Source organism: Clostridium sp. AF17-21AC, from assembly GCF_003461365.1.
Classification (GTDB): Bacteria; Bacillota; Clostridia; order Lachnospirales; family Lachnospiraceae; genus Coprococcus; species Coprococcus ammoniilyticus.
On the sequence record NZ_QTWY01000002.1, the window covers coordinates 49,561 to 65,662 of the forward strand.

Below are 16,102 nucleotides of genomic sequence, written 5' to 3' on the forward strand. Positions count from 1 at the left end.
GTATTGGGGAGGCAGTTAGTTGGTTATGGAAAAACAATTTGAAGAAATTATATATTCCAGATATCAGGCACGTATCAGAGATATGAGGATTCTAAAGGTAGATGAGGGATTTGAACAGATCCTAGGTTACTCTGCGGAAGATGTAGAACGCTTACAGCTTCATGTAAAGGATATTATGCTAGATGAAGACTGGGAGGATTATACACAGATCATCTATACAAAGATGACGAGCCGGGGAGAAGCATATCTGGGACATCGGTTAAAAAAGAAAAATGGTGAAGTTATATATGTATTCTGTTTTGGGCGGGCATTTCAGTCGGAAGAAGGAGAAATGTGCGGAGAAATCCTTATTACAGATATAACAAATACCAAGAAGCTGTCGAAACAGCTTGAAAATCTGACTGATATTAATTCTGAACTTAATATGGAATTAGCGGATAAGAACCGTATGCTGGAGTCCATTCTCAATAATCTAGCGGGTGGTGTCGGAGTATTTGATATCGGAAATAAGAAAATTACAGTAGAATATATCAGTGAGAGCTTTTATAAGATGTTCAATCTGGAAAAAGGTCAGCTTGGTACAGAAGGAAATGAATATATCAATCTGGCATTTGAAGAAGATCGGAAAGAACTGAAACGACAGATTAAGGAGACCTTGTTGTCAAATAAGATGACAATTGGTGAATATCGCTTTATTAATAAAAATAATCCGGAATCATATTATTGGGTGCAGGTATGCCTGTCGCTCCTTGCAGCAAGAAAAAGCGTTTTTTCCATATGCGCTGTTTGTGTAGATATTACGAATAAAAAGAAAGAAGAACTGGAAAAGAGTGCACAGACCGAGATGTTGAAGTTAGTGGCGCAGGGAAGTGATGAACTCTTGTTTACCTATACGGTTGAAGATGACAGCATGGTTATATCTAAATATATGGATGGCAGAACCGTAACGGTTTTTGATGATAAAGATTTTATTGCAAACCTTGCTCAGTGTCAGTTGATCTACTCGGAAGACAAAAAAGAGGTATCAGACGTATTGGCTGAACTGACAGCTGTTAAGGATACCGAAACCGTTGAAATCAGGGTCGATTTTATCGGTAACGGTATGTATCTCTGGCATCGTGCAATGCTTGTCAGTGTTGCTGATACAAACGGTGTGGTAAAAAAGATTGTAGGTAAGTTGTATTCGATTCATGAGGAGAAACTGCAGAGTCAGGAATTAATTCTGCGTGCGGAACGTGATTCCCTTACAGGGGTTTATAATCATAGCACCTTTGTGTCTAAAGTATCCAGGTTTCTTGTGGAATTTGATGAGACGCTGTGTGCACTCTATATGATCGATCTGGATGATTTTAAATTAGTAAATGACGCATTGGGACATTATGCCGGAGATGATTTGTTGTGTGACACAGCAGTTGTTCTGGAGAGTGTTGCAAATACATATGGTGGATTTTGTGGTCGTCTCGGTGGAGATGAATTTTCTATGTTTATTCCGGATATAGTCGATGAAGATACGGCATGCATGGTTGCGAAGACACTTAATAAAGGAATTCGTGCGATTAAATGTAAGGCGGAGCACTCGGCATCAATCGGTATTGCAGTTGATACTATATCAAAGTCATTAAAATTCGATTCTTTATATTATAAAGCAGATCAGGCGTTATATTATTCCAAGCGGCAGGGCAAAGACCGCTGTATGCTTTTCTGTGAGAAGATGGATGAGGCTAAACCGGTATTAAATTCCAAGTTCAGCAGTTATTCGGATGAAGAGGATTATCTGTTGGATGACATCTCAGATGTTGTATATGTAACGGAGATGAATTCTTATAAGCTGCAATATATGAATAAGGCAGCCAAGCTTGGTGTTGGTCTGGATGAAGATGATACTTCTTATATTGACAAGCATTGTTATAAGGTGCTTCAGGGTATGGATCTTCCGTGCAGCTTCTGCACGAATAAGCTGTTATCAACGGAGAAGAGTTTTATCTCGCATCATAAGAATCTCAATAACGGAAAAGAATATGTTTTAAAAGACAGGATTGTAAACTGGCATGGAAGAAAGTGTCGTATGGAGATGGCTGTTGATATTTCTGATGCCGATAAAGTAACACAGGTTCTTTCTAACCGTTATGATATTGAGGATGCGTTGGTATCCAGTATTACACAGATTTCTACAGGAGTAGAGCATTCCTTAAATTACAGCAAACTGTTAGAAACACTTGGAGAGTATTATGGCGCAAAACATGCTTGTCTGGTGGAATGTGATTCCAATAAGTTATATGAATGTCATGAATGGAAATCAGCAAATAGTAATTCGTATGGGAAAAAACTGGAGATCTTTTATAAAGAAACTGTCCGGAAAGAACTGCAGAGTATATCTAGTAAAAAAGGTGCACTGATCATTAATCATATTTCGGACTACCCATACAAAACATCGGATCTGTATTCGTTTTTTTTGGAAAACAGGATATGGTCAATGTATTCTGTTCCGATCAAAGACAATAAGTCTGAGATTATTGGAAGGATCATTATCTTTAATCCGCAGCTTCACAGTGGTGACCTGAAGCTTATGAATCTTTTGTCTTTGTATATTGGAAATGATATTGTCAGCCGGGCGCTTGCAGAAGAACGAAATTATGAAGTGACGCATGATCGTATAACGGGAGCATATAATCGTATCTGCTATATGGATTATATAAACCGCAGACAGAATCTGGAATCAGTGGGTATCGTGATTATTGATATCAATGAAGTGCGTAATATATTTGATGAATTTGGACAGTCCTTTGTTGATAATCTGATGATTGATTATTACAGACTGTTAGATAAGGTATTTCCGAAATCCTGTATTTATCGGATTGGGGATGACGATTTTGCTGTAATTTGTGAGAATATTTCACAGTGTGATTTCCTGGATCAGGTTCGTGCATTGAAAGGTCAGCTTAAGATTGGCGATTTTACGGCATGTATCGGATATGTATGGGATGATTATGAGAAAGATATCAAGCGGATGGAAAACCATGCGTATGATATGCTCTATATGGAGAAACAGAAGTGGTACGATCAGAAGGATGAACATTCTTATAAATGGAGTACATTAACGAGAGAGCTTGTAAAAAAAGACATTAAAGACGGAATGTTCTTTGTGTATTTACAGCCGAAGGTGGACTATTCGAATGGTCGTTGTTATGGTGCAGAAGCACTGGTGAGATATGCCAAACCGGATAACCTCGCAAATGTGATCGATCGTCTGGAAAAAAGCAGAAATATAAAGTATATGGATCTCTTTGTGCTTGAAAATGTATGTAAAATGCTTATACGTTGGAAAAAAGAAGGGTATAATCTGATCCCGGTCTCCTGTAATTTTTCCAGAATATCTCTGTTGGAAGAAGATATGCCGGAGCGTATCAATGCGATTGTTGAATCTTATGGAGTTCCAAAGGATATGATCGAGATCGAGATTACAGAGTCTGTTGGTGAGATGGAACATGAGATGGTTACCAGAATTGCAAATAAACTGCATACTGCAGGTTTCAGGATTGCCATGGATGACTTTGGAACAAAATATTCCAATGTATCGATTCTTTCTTCTATGAAGTTTGATGTGATCAAGCTGGATCGGAGTATGGTTTATAATATAGACAAGAATATAGCCAGCAGAACGATTCTAAGACATCTGGTTGAGATGTGCACAGATCTTGGAGTGGAATGTATAGCGGAAGGAGTAGAGACCAAGGAACAGGCAGAATACCTGAAGGAAATGGGATGCAACCATATTCAGGGCTATCTGTATAGTAAGCCTGTGAATATTGAATCCTTCGAGCAGGTCTATATGAAGCGTGATGAATAAATAAAAAACTCCCTACAGTGATATCGACTGTAGGGAGTTTTTTATTTTTTCTTCCGGATATGAACTTCAGGGATGGCGACATCATAGGAGATGTTCGCTTCCTCCTTGGAAGATTCTGTATGTACAGGATTCGAAGTGTCAGCGTCATTCGAATCCGAGTCTGACTGCGTATGAATTTCAGGGATTGCGAGATTGTCGTAAGTCAGATTATAATCTTTTTTCTTATCTTTTCTATGTCCGAACATGAGAATATCCTCCTTTTATAACAGGTTGATGAAGAATGTAATAACAAGGCTGTTGATAAAGTCTGCAAATAAACTGCCAACAAGCGGAATCAGGAGATAGGCTTTTACGGATGGCGAATATTTATCACAGATTGCCTGCATATTTGCCATGGCATTTGGTGTTGCCCCCATTCCAAAACCACAGGTTCCGGCAACCAGAACAGCAGCATCGTAGTCACGTCCCATGATGTTGAATTCAACAAAGTATGTGAACAGACAGATCAGAATAACCTGACTGGTCAGCAGGATAAATAATGGAAGAGCGAGAGATGCAAGCTGCCATAGTTTTAATGTGATCATTGCAATACCGAGGAACAGGGAGAGAGCAATACCGCCAAGATCGTTGATCTCACCCATATGAATCGTGAATTTACCGGAATATTCACCGATATTTCGAATCAGTGCGGCTGCGATCATAGCACCGATGTAGATTGGAAAAGTTAACCCGGTTTTTGTCAGTAACCATGAGAATATCGTTCCGAGTCCTATTGCAAGGATCAATTGAAAAACAGCGGCTGCATACATATTTGTATGACGTTCATGTTTCTTTTCTTCTTCGATCAAAAGGCTGTCATCTTCAGGCACAACCGTTTCTAACAGATTCTTTTTCTCGATCAGTCGTTTTCCGAGTGGACCGCCGATCAGACTTCCGGCGATCAAACCAAAGGTTGCAGCTGCGGTACAGATTGTGGTTGCACCGGATATGTCAAAGTCTTCCAGAACCGGACCGAAGGCACCTGCGGTTCCGTGTCCGCCGACCATTGGGATTGATCCGGTACACATACCGATCAGAGGGTCAAGTCCAAGGATCCTGGACATACCGACAGCAAGCAGGTTTTGAAGTACGATCAGAGCAATAACAAGCCCCAGAAAGACCGCCAGTGATTTGCCACCGCTCTTTAAGACCTTCAGATTTGCCTGAAAACCTACAGAGGTAAAGAAGAATACCATACAGACTTCCCGTAGGGTATCATCAAAGGAAAATTCTGCCAATCCCGTACTGTAACAGATACAGGTGAAGATTGCAAATAAGAGTCCGCCGATAACAGGAGAAGGTATACAGAATTTTTCCAGAAAGAAGATCCTTTTTTTCAAAAATGTTCCAAGCATCAACACAAGGACGGCAATCGCAAGTGTCTGATACATATCTAATTGAATTTTCATAATTACCCTTTCTTATGTTCAGAAATTATCGTACATCAACGGTAATCCCTTTTTCTTTGTAGTAAGCAGCAGCCCCTTTGTGAAATGGGATCGTGATGCCCTTTGTTGCTGCCTGTTCATTTAACTGCATATCGATCGAAAGTGAATATTGCAGATCATTTGCATGTTCAAACAGAAGCCTCGTAAGATCTTCTACAGTATCCTTCGATAAGTCGTTATCTGCAAGCATGACAGCCTGCACACAGACCGTTGATACATCCTCGGTCTGACCGGAATAGGTATTTGCGGGAATGATAAAATCGGAGTAATACGAATAAGCAGACAATAGCTTATTTTTACAACTGTCGTTAAGTCCGATCAAACGGATATCACAGGTTCTTGTCAGCTCTTCAATGACCGTGGTCTGAATGCCTGCTGTAACAAAGAAAGCATCAATTTCACCGGAAACCAGGCTTTCGGCAGCATCGATATAGTCAAGGTTTGTGGTTTTGACCAGATCGTTATTCAGACCGGCAACCTCAAGGATCTGTTTTGCATTTCGTTCCGTACCGGAATCGGATGCTCCGATGCTTATGGTTTTTCCGGTCAGGTCATCGAGAGACTTGATGTTTGAATCTTTTTTTACAATGATCTGGCAGGCTTCCGGATACAGAGAGGCGATAGCGGAATATCCACTGATCGATTTCCCCACAAATGTGCCTGTTCCATTTACTGCGTCATCAATCATATCATTTTGTGCAATACAGAGATCAATGTAACCGTCGGCAAGCAGTCGTAGATTTGCCGCAGATCCAGCAGTCTTCTTTGCTTCAATGCTGTAATCAGGGGCATCGTTGTTGACCAGACCGGCATAAGCATTTGCAAAGGTATAATAGATACCGCCGATATCCGCTGCACCGAATCGGATGGCGTCTTTTTTGCTGCTGCATCCTGTTCCGATAGTGGAAATAAGCAGGATCAGACAGAGAAAAAGTGCTGTTTTTTTCTTCATATTGATAAAATTTCCTTTCTAATGTATATATTTTTTCGTAAATATGGTAATATAGGACGGAATTGTTCTAAAGGTATGTCGAAAAATATAGACCTTTGGCTATTGTACAACAATTAGATACAAAATGGAACAGAAAAATTAACCATTTGTGTTTCGAAACCATTTGTGCTAGAATGAGTTCGAAATGCCTAACTAAAGGGTACATAAATGGTCTGAAATCAAGGAGGAATGAAAGAAAAATGGAACAGTACAAACAGGAATTCATTGAATTTATGATCGATTGTAATGTATTAAAATTTGGAGATTTTACAACAAAGAGTGGAAGAAAAACACCTTTCTTTGTAAATACCGGATTTTACAGAACAGGGGCACAGTTAAAGAGACTGGGTGAGTTCTATGCGGAAGCAATCAACAGTGCGTTTGGTCTTGATTTTGATGTATTGTTTGGACCTGCATACAAGGGAATTCCGCTTTCAGTAGCAACTACCATGTCAATTGCAGAAATGTATGATGAAGACATCAAATATTGCTCAAATAGAAAAGAGATCAAGGATCACGGAGATAAGGGAATCTTACTCGGAAGCCCGATCTCAGATGGTGATAAGGTTGTTATCATTGAAGATGTAACAACAGCCGGAACATCGATCCAGGAAACTATGCCGATCATTAAGGCACAGGGAGATGTAGATGTTATGGGACTTGTCGTTTCTGTTGACCGTATGGAGCGTGGACAGGGCAAGAAGAGTGCACTGACAGAGATTCAGGAAGAATATGGTATCCAGACAACTGCTATTGTTACAATGGCAGAGGTTGTAGAGCATTTATATAATAAAGAATATAAGGGTAAAGTCATAATTGATGATAAGTTAAAGGCTGCGATTGATGCTTATTATGATATTTATGGCGTAAAGTAGAAACGGTTGGTAGAAAAATGAAACTAGGAAGAAATGATATCTGCTGGTGCGGAAGTGGAAAGAAATACAAATCCTGCCATTTGAACATCGACAGCAAACTGGAAGAAATGAAGCTGAAGGGATATAAGATCCCGACAAGAAGAATGATGCGTTCACCGGAACAGATCGAAGGAATCCGCGTGGCATCCAAGGTAAATACAGAGGTGCTTGATTTCATTACTCCATTTGTAAAAGAAGGAGTATCTACAGGTGAGCTTGATCGAAGAATCTATGAATACACGAAATCAATCAATGCAATACCTGCCTGCCTTGGATATGAAGGATATCCGAAGAGTGTCTGTATATCGATTAATGATGTTGTCTGTCATGGTATACCGGATGAGAAAACAATCCTGAAAAATGGAGATATTGTCAATATTGACTGTACAACGAAATATAATGGATATTTTGGTGATTCGTCCCGTATGTTCATGATCGGAGATGTTGATCCGGTCTGGAAGAAGCTGGTAGAGGATACAAAGAAAGCACTGGATCTTGGAGTAGAAGTATGTAAGCCATATTCAACGATCGGTGATATCGGATATGCGATCAATACATTTGCCAAAGAGCAGGGCTATTCTGTTGTCCGTGAGATCGGCGGACATGGTGTGGGACTTGATATCCATGAAGATCCGTATGTCAGCCATATCGGACAGCCGGGCAAGGATTATGTGATTGCTCCAAGCATGACATTTACGATCGAGCCAATGATCAATCTAGGTGTGCCTGACGTATGGCAGGATGCTGACGATGGCTGGACGATTCGTACAGATGATGGCAAGCCATCTGCCCAGTGGGAATACACCCTTCTTATGACCGAGCACGGAATTGAGATTCTAGCAAAATAATACTTTCACATAATTATACAAAACACAGGGATTGCCCCTATACAGACCATAAGCCCCATTATAAATGACTCGTTACGGTTTCTGTTCAATGCATATGCCTGATTCGTAAATACTCCTGCGCTAACTCGCCAACTAAATGTTGGCTCAGACAAGCGCTCGTATTTACTGGCAATATGCATTTCACGACGAAACCTTCACTAAATGTCATATTATAATGGGGCTTATGGTCTGTATAGGGGCAATCCCTGTGTTTTATATTTTAAATGAATGGCATTATTTTGCCAGAATGCTTAAGATCTCGTTGCTTCTTGCGACGAACTTGGTCATGGCATCGGCAGATAATGGTCTGTTGGCAAGAACTGCCAAGTCATATAACTGACAGCAGATGGTAGGAGTGTTCTCGCCCTCCGGGTTGTCAAGGACATATTTGACCAGATTATTGTTGGCATTTAATACCAGTGTTTCACCCTTGCCGCCGAACATGGCAGGATCCATGCCCATACCGGCCATACCATACATTTTCATCATTTCCTGCATACGTCTGGATTCTTCAGATAAGGTCAGCATAGAAGATAAGTCTTTATTCTTTAATGCTTCTACCTTGATCGTGATATTTTCGACATCCAGTGCTTTCTTGAAGAGTTCGGTCAGCTTGTCGGTATAATCCTTTGCTGTTTCTTCGGATAATGATTCATCTACAAAATTATCGGACAGATCTGCATCGATTCTGTAGAAATGTACATTTTCATTTTTCTGTTCCAGAAGCGTGATAAATGGGCTGTCAATCGTCTGTGTCATGATCAGGGCATCCATGCCTTCCTCTTTGAACATGTTAATGTACTGTGACTGAGCAACTTCATCCGTAACATAGAAGACTTTGTTTTCGTATTTTTCTTTTCCGGCTTCCAGATATTCCGGCAGAGTCAGGTATTTGCCTTCCAGATTCTTATAGATACAGAAATCTTTCATCTTCTCTAAGAATTTCTCATCTTTTAAGCAGCCGAATTTGATAAATGGGTTGATATCATCCCAGTATTTCTCATAATCTTCTCTGTGAACCTTATACATACCGGATAATTTATCGGCAACCTTCTTTGTGATGTAATCGGAGATCTTCTTAACAAATCCATCATTCTGCAGAGCACTTCTGGATACGTTCAGCGGAAGATCCGGACAGTCGATAGTACCTTTTAACAGCATCAGGAATTCAGGGATAACTTCTTTGATGTTATCAGCTACGAATACCTGGTTGTTATACAGCTTGATCGTTCCTTCCAGATTATCGTACTGGGTATTGATCTTCGGGAAGTACAGAATGCCTTTCAGGTTAAATGGATAGTCCATGTTCAGGTGGATCCAGAACAATGGATCTTTGTAATCATGGAATACTTTATGATAGAAGTCTTTGTATTCATCGTCTGTACAGTCATTTGGATGCTTGGTCCAGAGAGGTGTTGTAGTATTTAAAGGCTTTGGTGCTTCTTTTTCTTTCTTTTCGGCAGCATCCTTTGTTTCATCGGTTTCAGCAGTAGCTTCTTCTGATGCTTCAGCTTTGGTTGCCTTTTCTTCTTCATCTTTTGCAGGGGCATCTGCATTTGTAAAGTAGATCTCTACAGGCATGAAAGAGCAGTATTTGTCGATTACTTCTTTGATACGGTATTCATTTGCAAATTCATAGCTGTCTTCATTCAGATACAGGGTGATAACAGTACCTCTGGTTTCTTTGTCGCCTTTATCCATGGAGAAGTCCGTTCCGTTCTCACATTCCCAATATACAGGTTCTGCGTCCTGTTTGTAGGAAAGGGATTCGATCGTTACCTTATCGGCAACCATAAATGCGGAGTAGAAACCGAGTCCGAAATGACCGATGATCTGTTCCTCTGTTGCCTTGTCCTTGTACTGCTCAAGGAAAGCAGCAGCACCGGAAAATGCAATCTGATTAATATACTTTTCGACTTCTTCAGCAGTCATACCGATACCATTATCAATAAACTGTAAGGTCTTGTTGTCCGGGCTTGCGATCACATCGATACGATAAGGTTCGTCCGGTTCGTCAAATTCGCCCATCAGAGATAATTTCTTTAATTTTGTTACAGCATCACAGCCGTTTGAGATTAATTCCCGGACAAAGATATCATGGTCGGAATACAGCCATTTCTTGATGACAGGGAAAATGTTTTCGCTGTTAATTGATAAACTTCCTTTTTTCATAAAAATGCATCTCCTTATATAAATTCTATATTATTCCAGTTGTCAGAACAAATCGGAATACGCAAATATCTATATATGTGTAATGCGAGAAATATCTGCCCTATCTGTTCTGTGTTATCACTAACAGGTATCATAAATCAGAAAAAAATAGAAGTCAAGACAAAATTAGCACTCAAATATGTCGAGTGCTAATAATTCATAAATATTTTATGGTTTATTTAGAAATGAGTGCTGTAGCAGGTGGTTAAAAGATCTGATTCTGTTTAAAAAAAGCAGATACATTTGCATCCCAGATGTTTGCAAGTGTTTTATCCATGGAGAAAATGTTCATGGATGCCATCGTTGTAAGTGAGATCTTTTCTCCGTCAAAGTAGATGTTTAAAGACAGATTTGCAATGTCGGATGTCGTGAGATTCAGATGGTTCTGTTCAATGATCCGGTTAATGTTCGCGTCTGATAAGATCAGCACGATCTTGAAGTTTAATGGGAGTTTATTGCCCTTGATGACATTGAAGATATGATGTCTGACAGCCCCCCATGTCGTATAAGTCTTTGAGGTCATTTCTTCCAGTTCTTCCGTATCAAAAAAAGATGGATTCAGTCTGCCGTCGATCGTATAAGAAACGTCAGAAAGGACATAGGCTTCCACTAGCAAAAATGTGTCAAAGACCGGTTCCATCAAAAGCTTTTTAACGAAGTTTTTTGTTTCAGTAATTTCTATATTAAGCATATAAAGCTTTTACCTCCCTGCAATAAACAACGGATTGCGATAAAATTCTTGCCTCTAGTTTACAGGAAAAGAGGAAAGGTTGCAATCGGAAATCTGAAAACAGCCGGATGAGAAAATCCATTTGTTGAACTTTAGCGGGAGGTGTGTTAGTATTTTTACAGATTTATAAAAATATGGGAGGTTTTGAAATGGCAGAGATTATATGGAAGGATCGCAAACGTATATTTTTCGGGTTACCATGGACATTTACAAAGTACAGCTTATCAGAGGATCGGTTATTTATCAGTACGGGGTTCTTCAGTGTGAAAGAAGATGAAGTACGACTTTATCGCATCATGGATGTTTCATTGGAACGTAAATTATGGCAGAGAATGTGCGGACTTGGAACGATCAAATGCTGTTCCGCAGATAAGACAATGGGAGATTTCGAGATCAAGAACATCAAGAAGTCCAGAGAGGTCAAGGAAATGTTATCAAATATGGTAGAAGATGAACGTACCAAAAAGAAGGTTTCCAGCCGTGAGTTCATGGATCATGAACGCGATGAATTCGACGATTACGACGACCACGATACATATTAACGAGGACGATCAAAAGTACGTTGCTGCTTTATACGATAGTAGTTTGCTTTGATCGGTAATGTAAGATCGTATTTGGTTGTTCAGCAAGAGGTATGCTTTGATGATTAAATGAGAGCTGATATTACATATTATTCCGCAAGACGCTTTCGCTCTACCTTCGACGTAGTGGTACATAAGGCTGCAAAAGACGCAGCCTAAGTACCAACGCTCAGGCAGGCTTGCTTCATAATAGTAATATCAGTTCTCATTTTAAATTATAAGGTAAAGTGATTGCTGAACAACCAGATACGATCTTTTACGATATGAAAGCAAGATACCATGATATAAAAGCAACAACGCATTTTTGATCTGTCTGTGGAATCAAGTATCGAAGAAGAATATATCTTATTATAGACAGACAGAGTCCACTGCATACCTTTATGGAGCAGACCTTTTTTCACGTCGGTCCTTAACGAGTCACCGAAGGTGAGGAGGTTAGTACCGTTACGTGAAAAATAGAACGCAAGTGTTCTGCGTAATAAAGGGTATGGCAGGGGTCTCTGTCGTCAGGAAATCAGATATTCTCGGCTATCTTGGTGACGCCAACGTAGATTTGGGAGACTTTGTACCAGGTGGAGTAGTCGGTGATGCCGGTAACGGGCAGGTCGAAGATCTGTTGAAAGCGTCTGACGGCATCGGCAGTGGCAGGTCCATAGATGCCATCGGCGGCAACAGTTGGTATGGATGGATAATTCTGTGCGATACGATTTAACTGCTCCTGAAGCTGACGAACCTTGTCACCGGTTGCGCCAATTGACAGATCATATCCCGGATAAGAGGATGGAATACCGGCAATGGTTTCGGCAGAGTTGATATAAATGGAATCGCCATAGTAGTAGCGTAAGATCTCTATCGCAGACAGTCCCTGATCGGCAAGATACTTGGAACCCCATTGGGTCATCCAGTTTGGACAGGTGACCCGTTTCCCGTCACAGTATTGTGTAAAGATCGGTTGGGTGACACCCGGCCTTGATAGATAATTGGCAAATTGTTCATCAACGATACGGGAGATATTTTTATATATTGTCTTGTTATAGATCCATTTCTGATCGTAAGCGGTTGAAGATGTGATCGTAAAATCGTATCCCTTTCCACGATACCATTCTGTATAGACACGGTTTAAGGTGAAGGACATAATTGCAAGGATGTTGGCTCGAAGGGAAGCATCCGGCCATGTGGAGTAGATTTCATTTGATGCAACATTCTTTATGTAGTCTTTGTAAGGTACATAGTAGTCGATTGCAGTTGGGTCGGAAGGAGCTCCATCATGTACCACGATGGTTTCCGGAATCACGACACGGCTTAAGACGATCTCGCCTGTCTCTGCAACTGTTTTAATCTCATCCTCAGCAATCTTTGGCGGATATTCTTCCCAGAGGGTATGAGCACCGATCACCGTTGGGTTATAGCTCGATTGGTCAGTATCAGAAACACGCAGCTTAACTGACTGAATGCCCTTTTCGTCGGTAAACATCTGTACACCGGAGATGATACGTGGTTCAAATCCGGGTGCATTGATTTTCAGATTGTATTCGGAATATGGCTGGTTGTCAGATGGTTCCATGCTGTATTCCAGTGGAGGAGTTTCAAGGGTGATGCCATCGATGATACCGTCGCTGTCTGTTTGCCGTTCCTCTATAACTTCATCCGGAGTTCCGGTAGATGCGACAGAAACGACCGCACCGGTTACCGGATATGCAGTCTGTTCCGAGATGATCCTGATTTTTAATGTTCCGTTATTGTTTCCATTTGCCATTTTAGTAATCCTGAATTATAATCTGTTTATTATATGAGACAAAATCATATTTCATGCCAATAATACTTTATCAATGCAGAAGCAGGAAAGAATGTATGTTATTGCGTGGTGTAATGATCGTTTAGAAGATTTAAACGACAGAAACAAGTGTTATGCATGGTATAGAATGATGAAGTATATGAAAAGAGATTTCTTAAAAAGTAATATAAAAGGAAAGAAGCGACAGGAGGTTTCACTATGGCATATTTTCCAATGTTTATCAATCTGGAAAACAAAAAAGTAATTGTACTTGGCGGAGGAAAGACCGCACTTCGAAAGATTAACTCTCTGATAAAGTTTGACTGTAAGATCGCAGTTATCGCACCGAGGATCTGCGATGAGATCAAGGCAGTACCGGGAATCAGCGTACATGAGTCGAATATGACATTAGATGCGCTTGATACGGCAGATATGGTAATTGCAGCGACTAAGAGGGATGATGTAAATGCTAAGATCGGAAAGTATTGTAACGAACATAATATTCCGGTCAATGTAGCAGATAACAAGGATGTCAGCAGCTTCCTGTTCCCCGGAATTGTTATGCGTGAAGACCTGGTGATAGGGGTCACAACAGGAGGCTACAGTTCAAATGTAGCAAAGGAGATCCGTAATATGATCGAGAAGCTGATTCCTTATGAGTATGGAACCTTGACCAGAAAGATGGGAGCATACCGAGAGATTGCGTCCATTAATATCAAGGATGCTTATTTAAGGGAACTGGCACTGGATGAGATCATCAAACAGGCAATCAGCAATAAGTATATGATCGATGACCGAAAGGCAAATAAGATTCTGGATCGTTATGCGAAGGAAGATGAGCTGAGAGCGAAGGGCATGCGATAAAAAATACTTGCATTTTCCTTATAACGTGTTATAATTTTGTTTTAGTAAGATTATGGTAACTATTAAGAGTGGGTTTTGACCCACTCTTAGTTTTTGTAGAAAGGTGGTATTGCTACGAAGAAAACAGATATTGAAGCAAAAGCAACAGAGATGGTTCTGCCGATCATTGAAGCAAATAACCTTGAATTGGTTGATGTGGAATATGTAAAAGAAGGCAGTGATTATTATCTGCGGATCTATGCAGATAAAGAAGGTGGAATAACGATCGGAGATTGTGAGATCGTGAACAGAGCCATGAGTGATCTGCTGGATGCAGATGACTTCATTAAGGATGCCTATATTCTTGAGGTCAGCTCTCCGGGGCTTACAAGACCATTAAAGAAGGAAAATGACTTTAAACGGAGTATTGGCAAGATCGTAGAGATCAAGACATATACCAAGATCGATAACTGTAAAGATTTTGAAGGTGAACTTACAGCGTACGATGAAGGAACAGTTACCATTTTGACAGAAGATGAGAAAGAACTGAAGATTGCAAGAAAAGATATATCGATGATAAGACTTGCATTTGTATATTAATAAAAGAAGCGGGAGGATAAAAAAGTGTCAGAAATTATCGAAGCATTAAATCAATTAGAAAAGGAGAAAAACATCAGCAAGGATATTCTGCTGGATGCGATCGAAAGATCCTTAAAGGCGGCCTGCAAGAAGGACTTTGATACCGATGAGAATATCGATGTTGTTATGGATCGTGAGACCGGTGAGTTTCATGTATATGCGAAGAAAGAGGTTGTAGAAGAGGTTGAAAGACCTGCGACACAGATTTCTCTGGAAAAAGCTAAGATGATGAATTCCAAATATGATCTCGGAGATATCATCAACATCGAGATCACAACAAAGGATTTCGGAAGAATCGCAGCACAGAGAGCAAGAAATGTAATCGTTCAGGCAATTAATGAGAGCGAAAGAGATGCGATCTACGATCACTTCTATACAAAAGAGAAGGATATCATCACAGGTATCGTTCAGAGATATGTTGGAAACAACATCAATGTCAGTCTGGATGATAAGACAGAAGCAATATTAAAAGAGTCTGAGATGGTTCCCGGCGAAGTATATAACAGAGGTGACCGTATCAAATTATATGTAACAGAAGTAAAGAAAGGCTCCAGAGGACCTAAGATCACAGTATCCAGAACACATCCTGATCTGGTAAAGCGTTTATTTGAAAAGGAAGTAACCGAGATCGCAGACGGTACAGTAGAGATCAAGAGCTCCTGCCGTGAGGCCGGTTCCCGTTCCAAGATCGCTGTTTATTCTCATGATGAGAATGTAGATCCGGTAGGTGCATGTGTAGGTGTAAATGGAAGCCGTGTTAACAACGTAGTAGAAGATCTGAACGGTGAGAAGATCGATATTATTTGTTGGGATGAGAATCCGGCAATCTTCATCAAGAATGCATTAAGTCCATCAGAGGTTATTGCAGTTGATGTAGATCTGAATGAAAAGAGCGCATTTGTCGTTGTACCGGATTATCAGTTATCACTTGCAATCGGTAAGAAAGGTCAGAATGCAAGACTTGCTGCAAAGCTGACAGGATATAAGATCGACATTAAGAGTGAGTCACAGGCAGAAGAGATGGGATATTTCTCAGAAGAAAATGATGACTACGAAGAGCCGGAGCAGGAAGAAGCATTTGACAATATTGATGATATCGTTGATGGTTCTTATGAAGAATCTCTGGAGCAGCAGGATGCAGAAGAAGTAAAAGAAGACGAAGAATAAAATGAAGTTCTGACCGGGTACCATGCCGATT

Annotated in this window: 13 protein-coding genes; 7 read left to right on the forward strand and 6 right to left on the reverse strand. The window is 40.3% G+C overall.

The genetic code is table 11. The features are described from left to right. The first annotated feature begins 25 nt into the window (after positions 1 to 25). Positions 26 to 3,847, forward strand: coding sequence for an EAL domain-containing protein (locus tag DWW85_RS03100; RefSeq protein WP_118662769.1), 3,822 nt, complete (start codon positions 26 to 28; stop codon positions 3,845 to 3,847). Positions 3,848 to 3,888: 41 nt separating this feature from the next. Here the strand turns inward: DWW85_RS03100 and DWW85_RS03105 are convergent, their stop codons facing one another. The 3 genes from DWW85_RS03105 to DWW85_RS03115 are packed head-to-tail and all read right to left on the reverse strand — an operon-like array spanning position 3,889 to position 6,286. Next, the gene (locus DWW85_RS03105) at positions 3,889 to 4,092 is read right to left on the reverse strand and encodes a hypothetical protein (RefSeq protein ID WP_117807487.1); all 204 of its coding nucleotides are present in this window, start codon (positions 4,090 to 4,092) and stop codon (positions 3,889 to 3,891) included. Between the two features lie 15 nt (positions 4,093 to 4,107). Continuing rightward, positions 4,108 to 5,295: a sodium/glutamate symporter gene (gene gltS / locus DWW85_RS03110; RefSeq protein ID WP_008400636.1), complete on the reverse strand. Its 1,188-nt coding sequence runs from the start codon at positions 5,293 to 5,295 to the stop codon at positions 4,108 to 4,110. Between the two features lie 25 nt (positions 5,296 to 5,320). Next, a complete protein-coding gene (locus tag DWW85_RS03115; protein ID WP_117807488.1) occupies positions 5,321 to 6,286 on the reverse strand; it encodes a TAXI family TRAP transporter solute-binding subunit in 966 nt (321 codons plus the stop codon). A gap of 239 nt (positions 6,287 to 6,525) precedes the next feature. Between DWW85_RS03115 and pyrE the strand changes: the two genes are divergently transcribed. Continuing rightward, a complete protein-coding gene (gene pyrE / locus DWW85_RS03120) occupies positions 6,526 to 7,200 on the forward strand; it encodes an orotate phosphoribosyltransferase (RefSeq protein WP_044944879.1) in 675 nt (224 codons plus the stop codon). Between the two features lie 17 nt (positions 7,201 to 7,217). Further along, positions 7,218 to 8,087, forward strand: a complete 870-nt coding sequence (locus tag DWW85_RS03125) for a methionyl aminopeptidase (protein ID WP_008400640.1) — start codon at positions 7,218 to 7,220, stop codon at positions 8,085 to 8,087. Positions 8,088 to 8,360: 273 nt separating this feature from the next. On the opposite strand, the gene htpG is transcribed toward DWW85_RS03125, so the two are convergent. Both htpG and DWW85_RS03135 read right to left on the reverse strand, forming a co-directional pair. After that, on the reverse strand, positions 8,361 to 10,298 hold the full coding sequence (gene htpG, locus DWW85_RS03130; protein ID WP_117807489.1) for a molecular chaperone HtpG: 1,938 nt from the start codon (positions 10,296 to 10,298) through the stop codon (positions 8,361 to 8,363). Between the two features lie 244 nt (positions 10,299 to 10,542). After that, on the reverse strand, positions 10,543 to 11,028 hold the full coding sequence (locus DWW85_RS03135) for a DUF5721 family protein (protein WP_117807490.1): 486 nt from the start codon (positions 11,026 to 11,028) through the stop codon (positions 10,543 to 10,545). A gap of 188 nt (positions 11,029 to 11,216) precedes the next feature. Between DWW85_RS03135 and DWW85_RS03140 the strand changes: the two genes are divergently transcribed. Beyond that, a complete protein-coding gene (locus DWW85_RS03140) occupies positions 11,217 to 11,609 on the forward strand; it encodes a PH domain-containing protein (RefSeq protein WP_226801015.1) in 393 nt (130 codons plus the stop codon). A 553-nt stretch (positions 11,610 to 12,162) separates the two neighbouring features. Here the strand turns inward: DWW85_RS03140 and DWW85_RS03145 are convergent. After that, on the reverse strand, positions 12,163 to 13,404 hold the full coding sequence (locus tag DWW85_RS03145) for a peptidoglycan-binding domain-containing protein (protein ID WP_117807492.1): 1,242 nt from the start codon (positions 13,402 to 13,404) through the stop codon (positions 12,163 to 12,165). 237 nt (positions 13,405 to 13,641) lie between these two features. On the opposite strand from DWW85_RS03145, the gene DWW85_RS03150 reads away from it, so the two are divergent. The 3 genes from DWW85_RS03150 to nusA all read left to right on the forward strand — a co-directional run bounded on the left by DWW85_RS03150 (position 13,642) and on the right by nusA (position 16,071). Beyond that, positions 13,642 to 14,286, forward strand: coding sequence for a bifunctional precorrin-2 dehydrogenase/sirohydrochlorin ferrochelatase (locus tag DWW85_RS03150; protein WP_021943981.1), 645 nt, complete (start codon positions 13,642 to 13,644; stop codon positions 14,284 to 14,286). A gap of 108 nt (positions 14,287 to 14,394) precedes the next feature. Then, on the forward strand, positions 14,395 to 14,865 hold the full coding sequence (rimP, locus tag DWW85_RS03155; protein ID WP_117807493.1) for a ribosome maturation factor RimP: 471 nt from the start codon (positions 14,395 to 14,397) through the stop codon (positions 14,863 to 14,865). Between the two features lie 24 nt (positions 14,866 to 14,889). Next, positions 14,890 to 16,071: a transcription termination factor NusA gene (gene nusA, locus DWW85_RS03160; protein WP_021943980.1), complete on the forward strand. Its 1,182-nt coding sequence runs from the start codon at positions 14,890 to 14,892 to the stop codon at positions 16,069 to 16,071. Positions 16,072 to 16,102: the final 31 nt, after the last annotated feature.

Bases quoted from the DNA above. Each gene is read 5' to 3' on its own strand.
- gltS (WP_008400636.1), bottom strand. From the start codon at position 5,295: ATGAAAATTCAATTAGATATGTATCAGACACTTGCGATTGCCGTCCTT.
- DWW85_RS03105 (WP_117807487.1), bottom strand. From the start codon at position 4,092: ATGTTCGGACATAGAAAAGATAAGAAAAAAGATTATAATCTGACTTAC.
- htpG (WP_117807489.1), bottom strand. From the start codon at position 10,298: ATGAAAAAAGGAAGTTTATCAATTAACAGCGAAAACATTTTCCCTGTC.
- DWW85_RS03145 (WP_117807492.1), bottom strand. From the start codon at position 13,404: ATGGCAAATGGAAACAATAACGGAACATTAAAAATCAGGATCATCTCG.
- DWW85_RS03125 (WP_008400640.1), top strand. From the start codon at position 7,218: ATGAAACTAGGAAGAAATGATATCTGCTGGTGCGGAAGTGGAAAGAAA.
- DWW85_RS03135 (WP_117807490.1), bottom strand. From the start codon at position 11,028: ATGCTTAATATAGAAATTACTGAAACAAAAAACTTCGTTAAAAAGCTT.
- pyrE (WP_044944879.1), top strand. From the start codon at position 6,526: ATGGAACAGTACAAACAGGAATTCATTGAATTTATGATCGATTGTAAT.
- DWW85_RS03140 (WP_226801015.1), top strand. From the start codon at position 11,217: ATGGCAGAGATTATATGGAAGGATCGCAAACGTATATTTTTCGGGTTA.
- DWW85_RS03100 (WP_118662769.1), top strand. From the start codon at position 26: ATGGAAAAACAATTTGAAGAAATTATATATTCCAGATATCAGGCACGT.
- DWW85_RS03150 (WP_021943981.1), top strand. From the start codon at position 13,642: ATGGCATATTTTCCAATGTTTATCAATCTGGAAAACAAAAAAGTAATT.
- DWW85_RS03115 (WP_117807488.1), bottom strand. From the start codon at position 6,286: ATGAAGAAAAAAACAGCACTTTTTCTCTGTCTGATCCTGCTTATTTCC.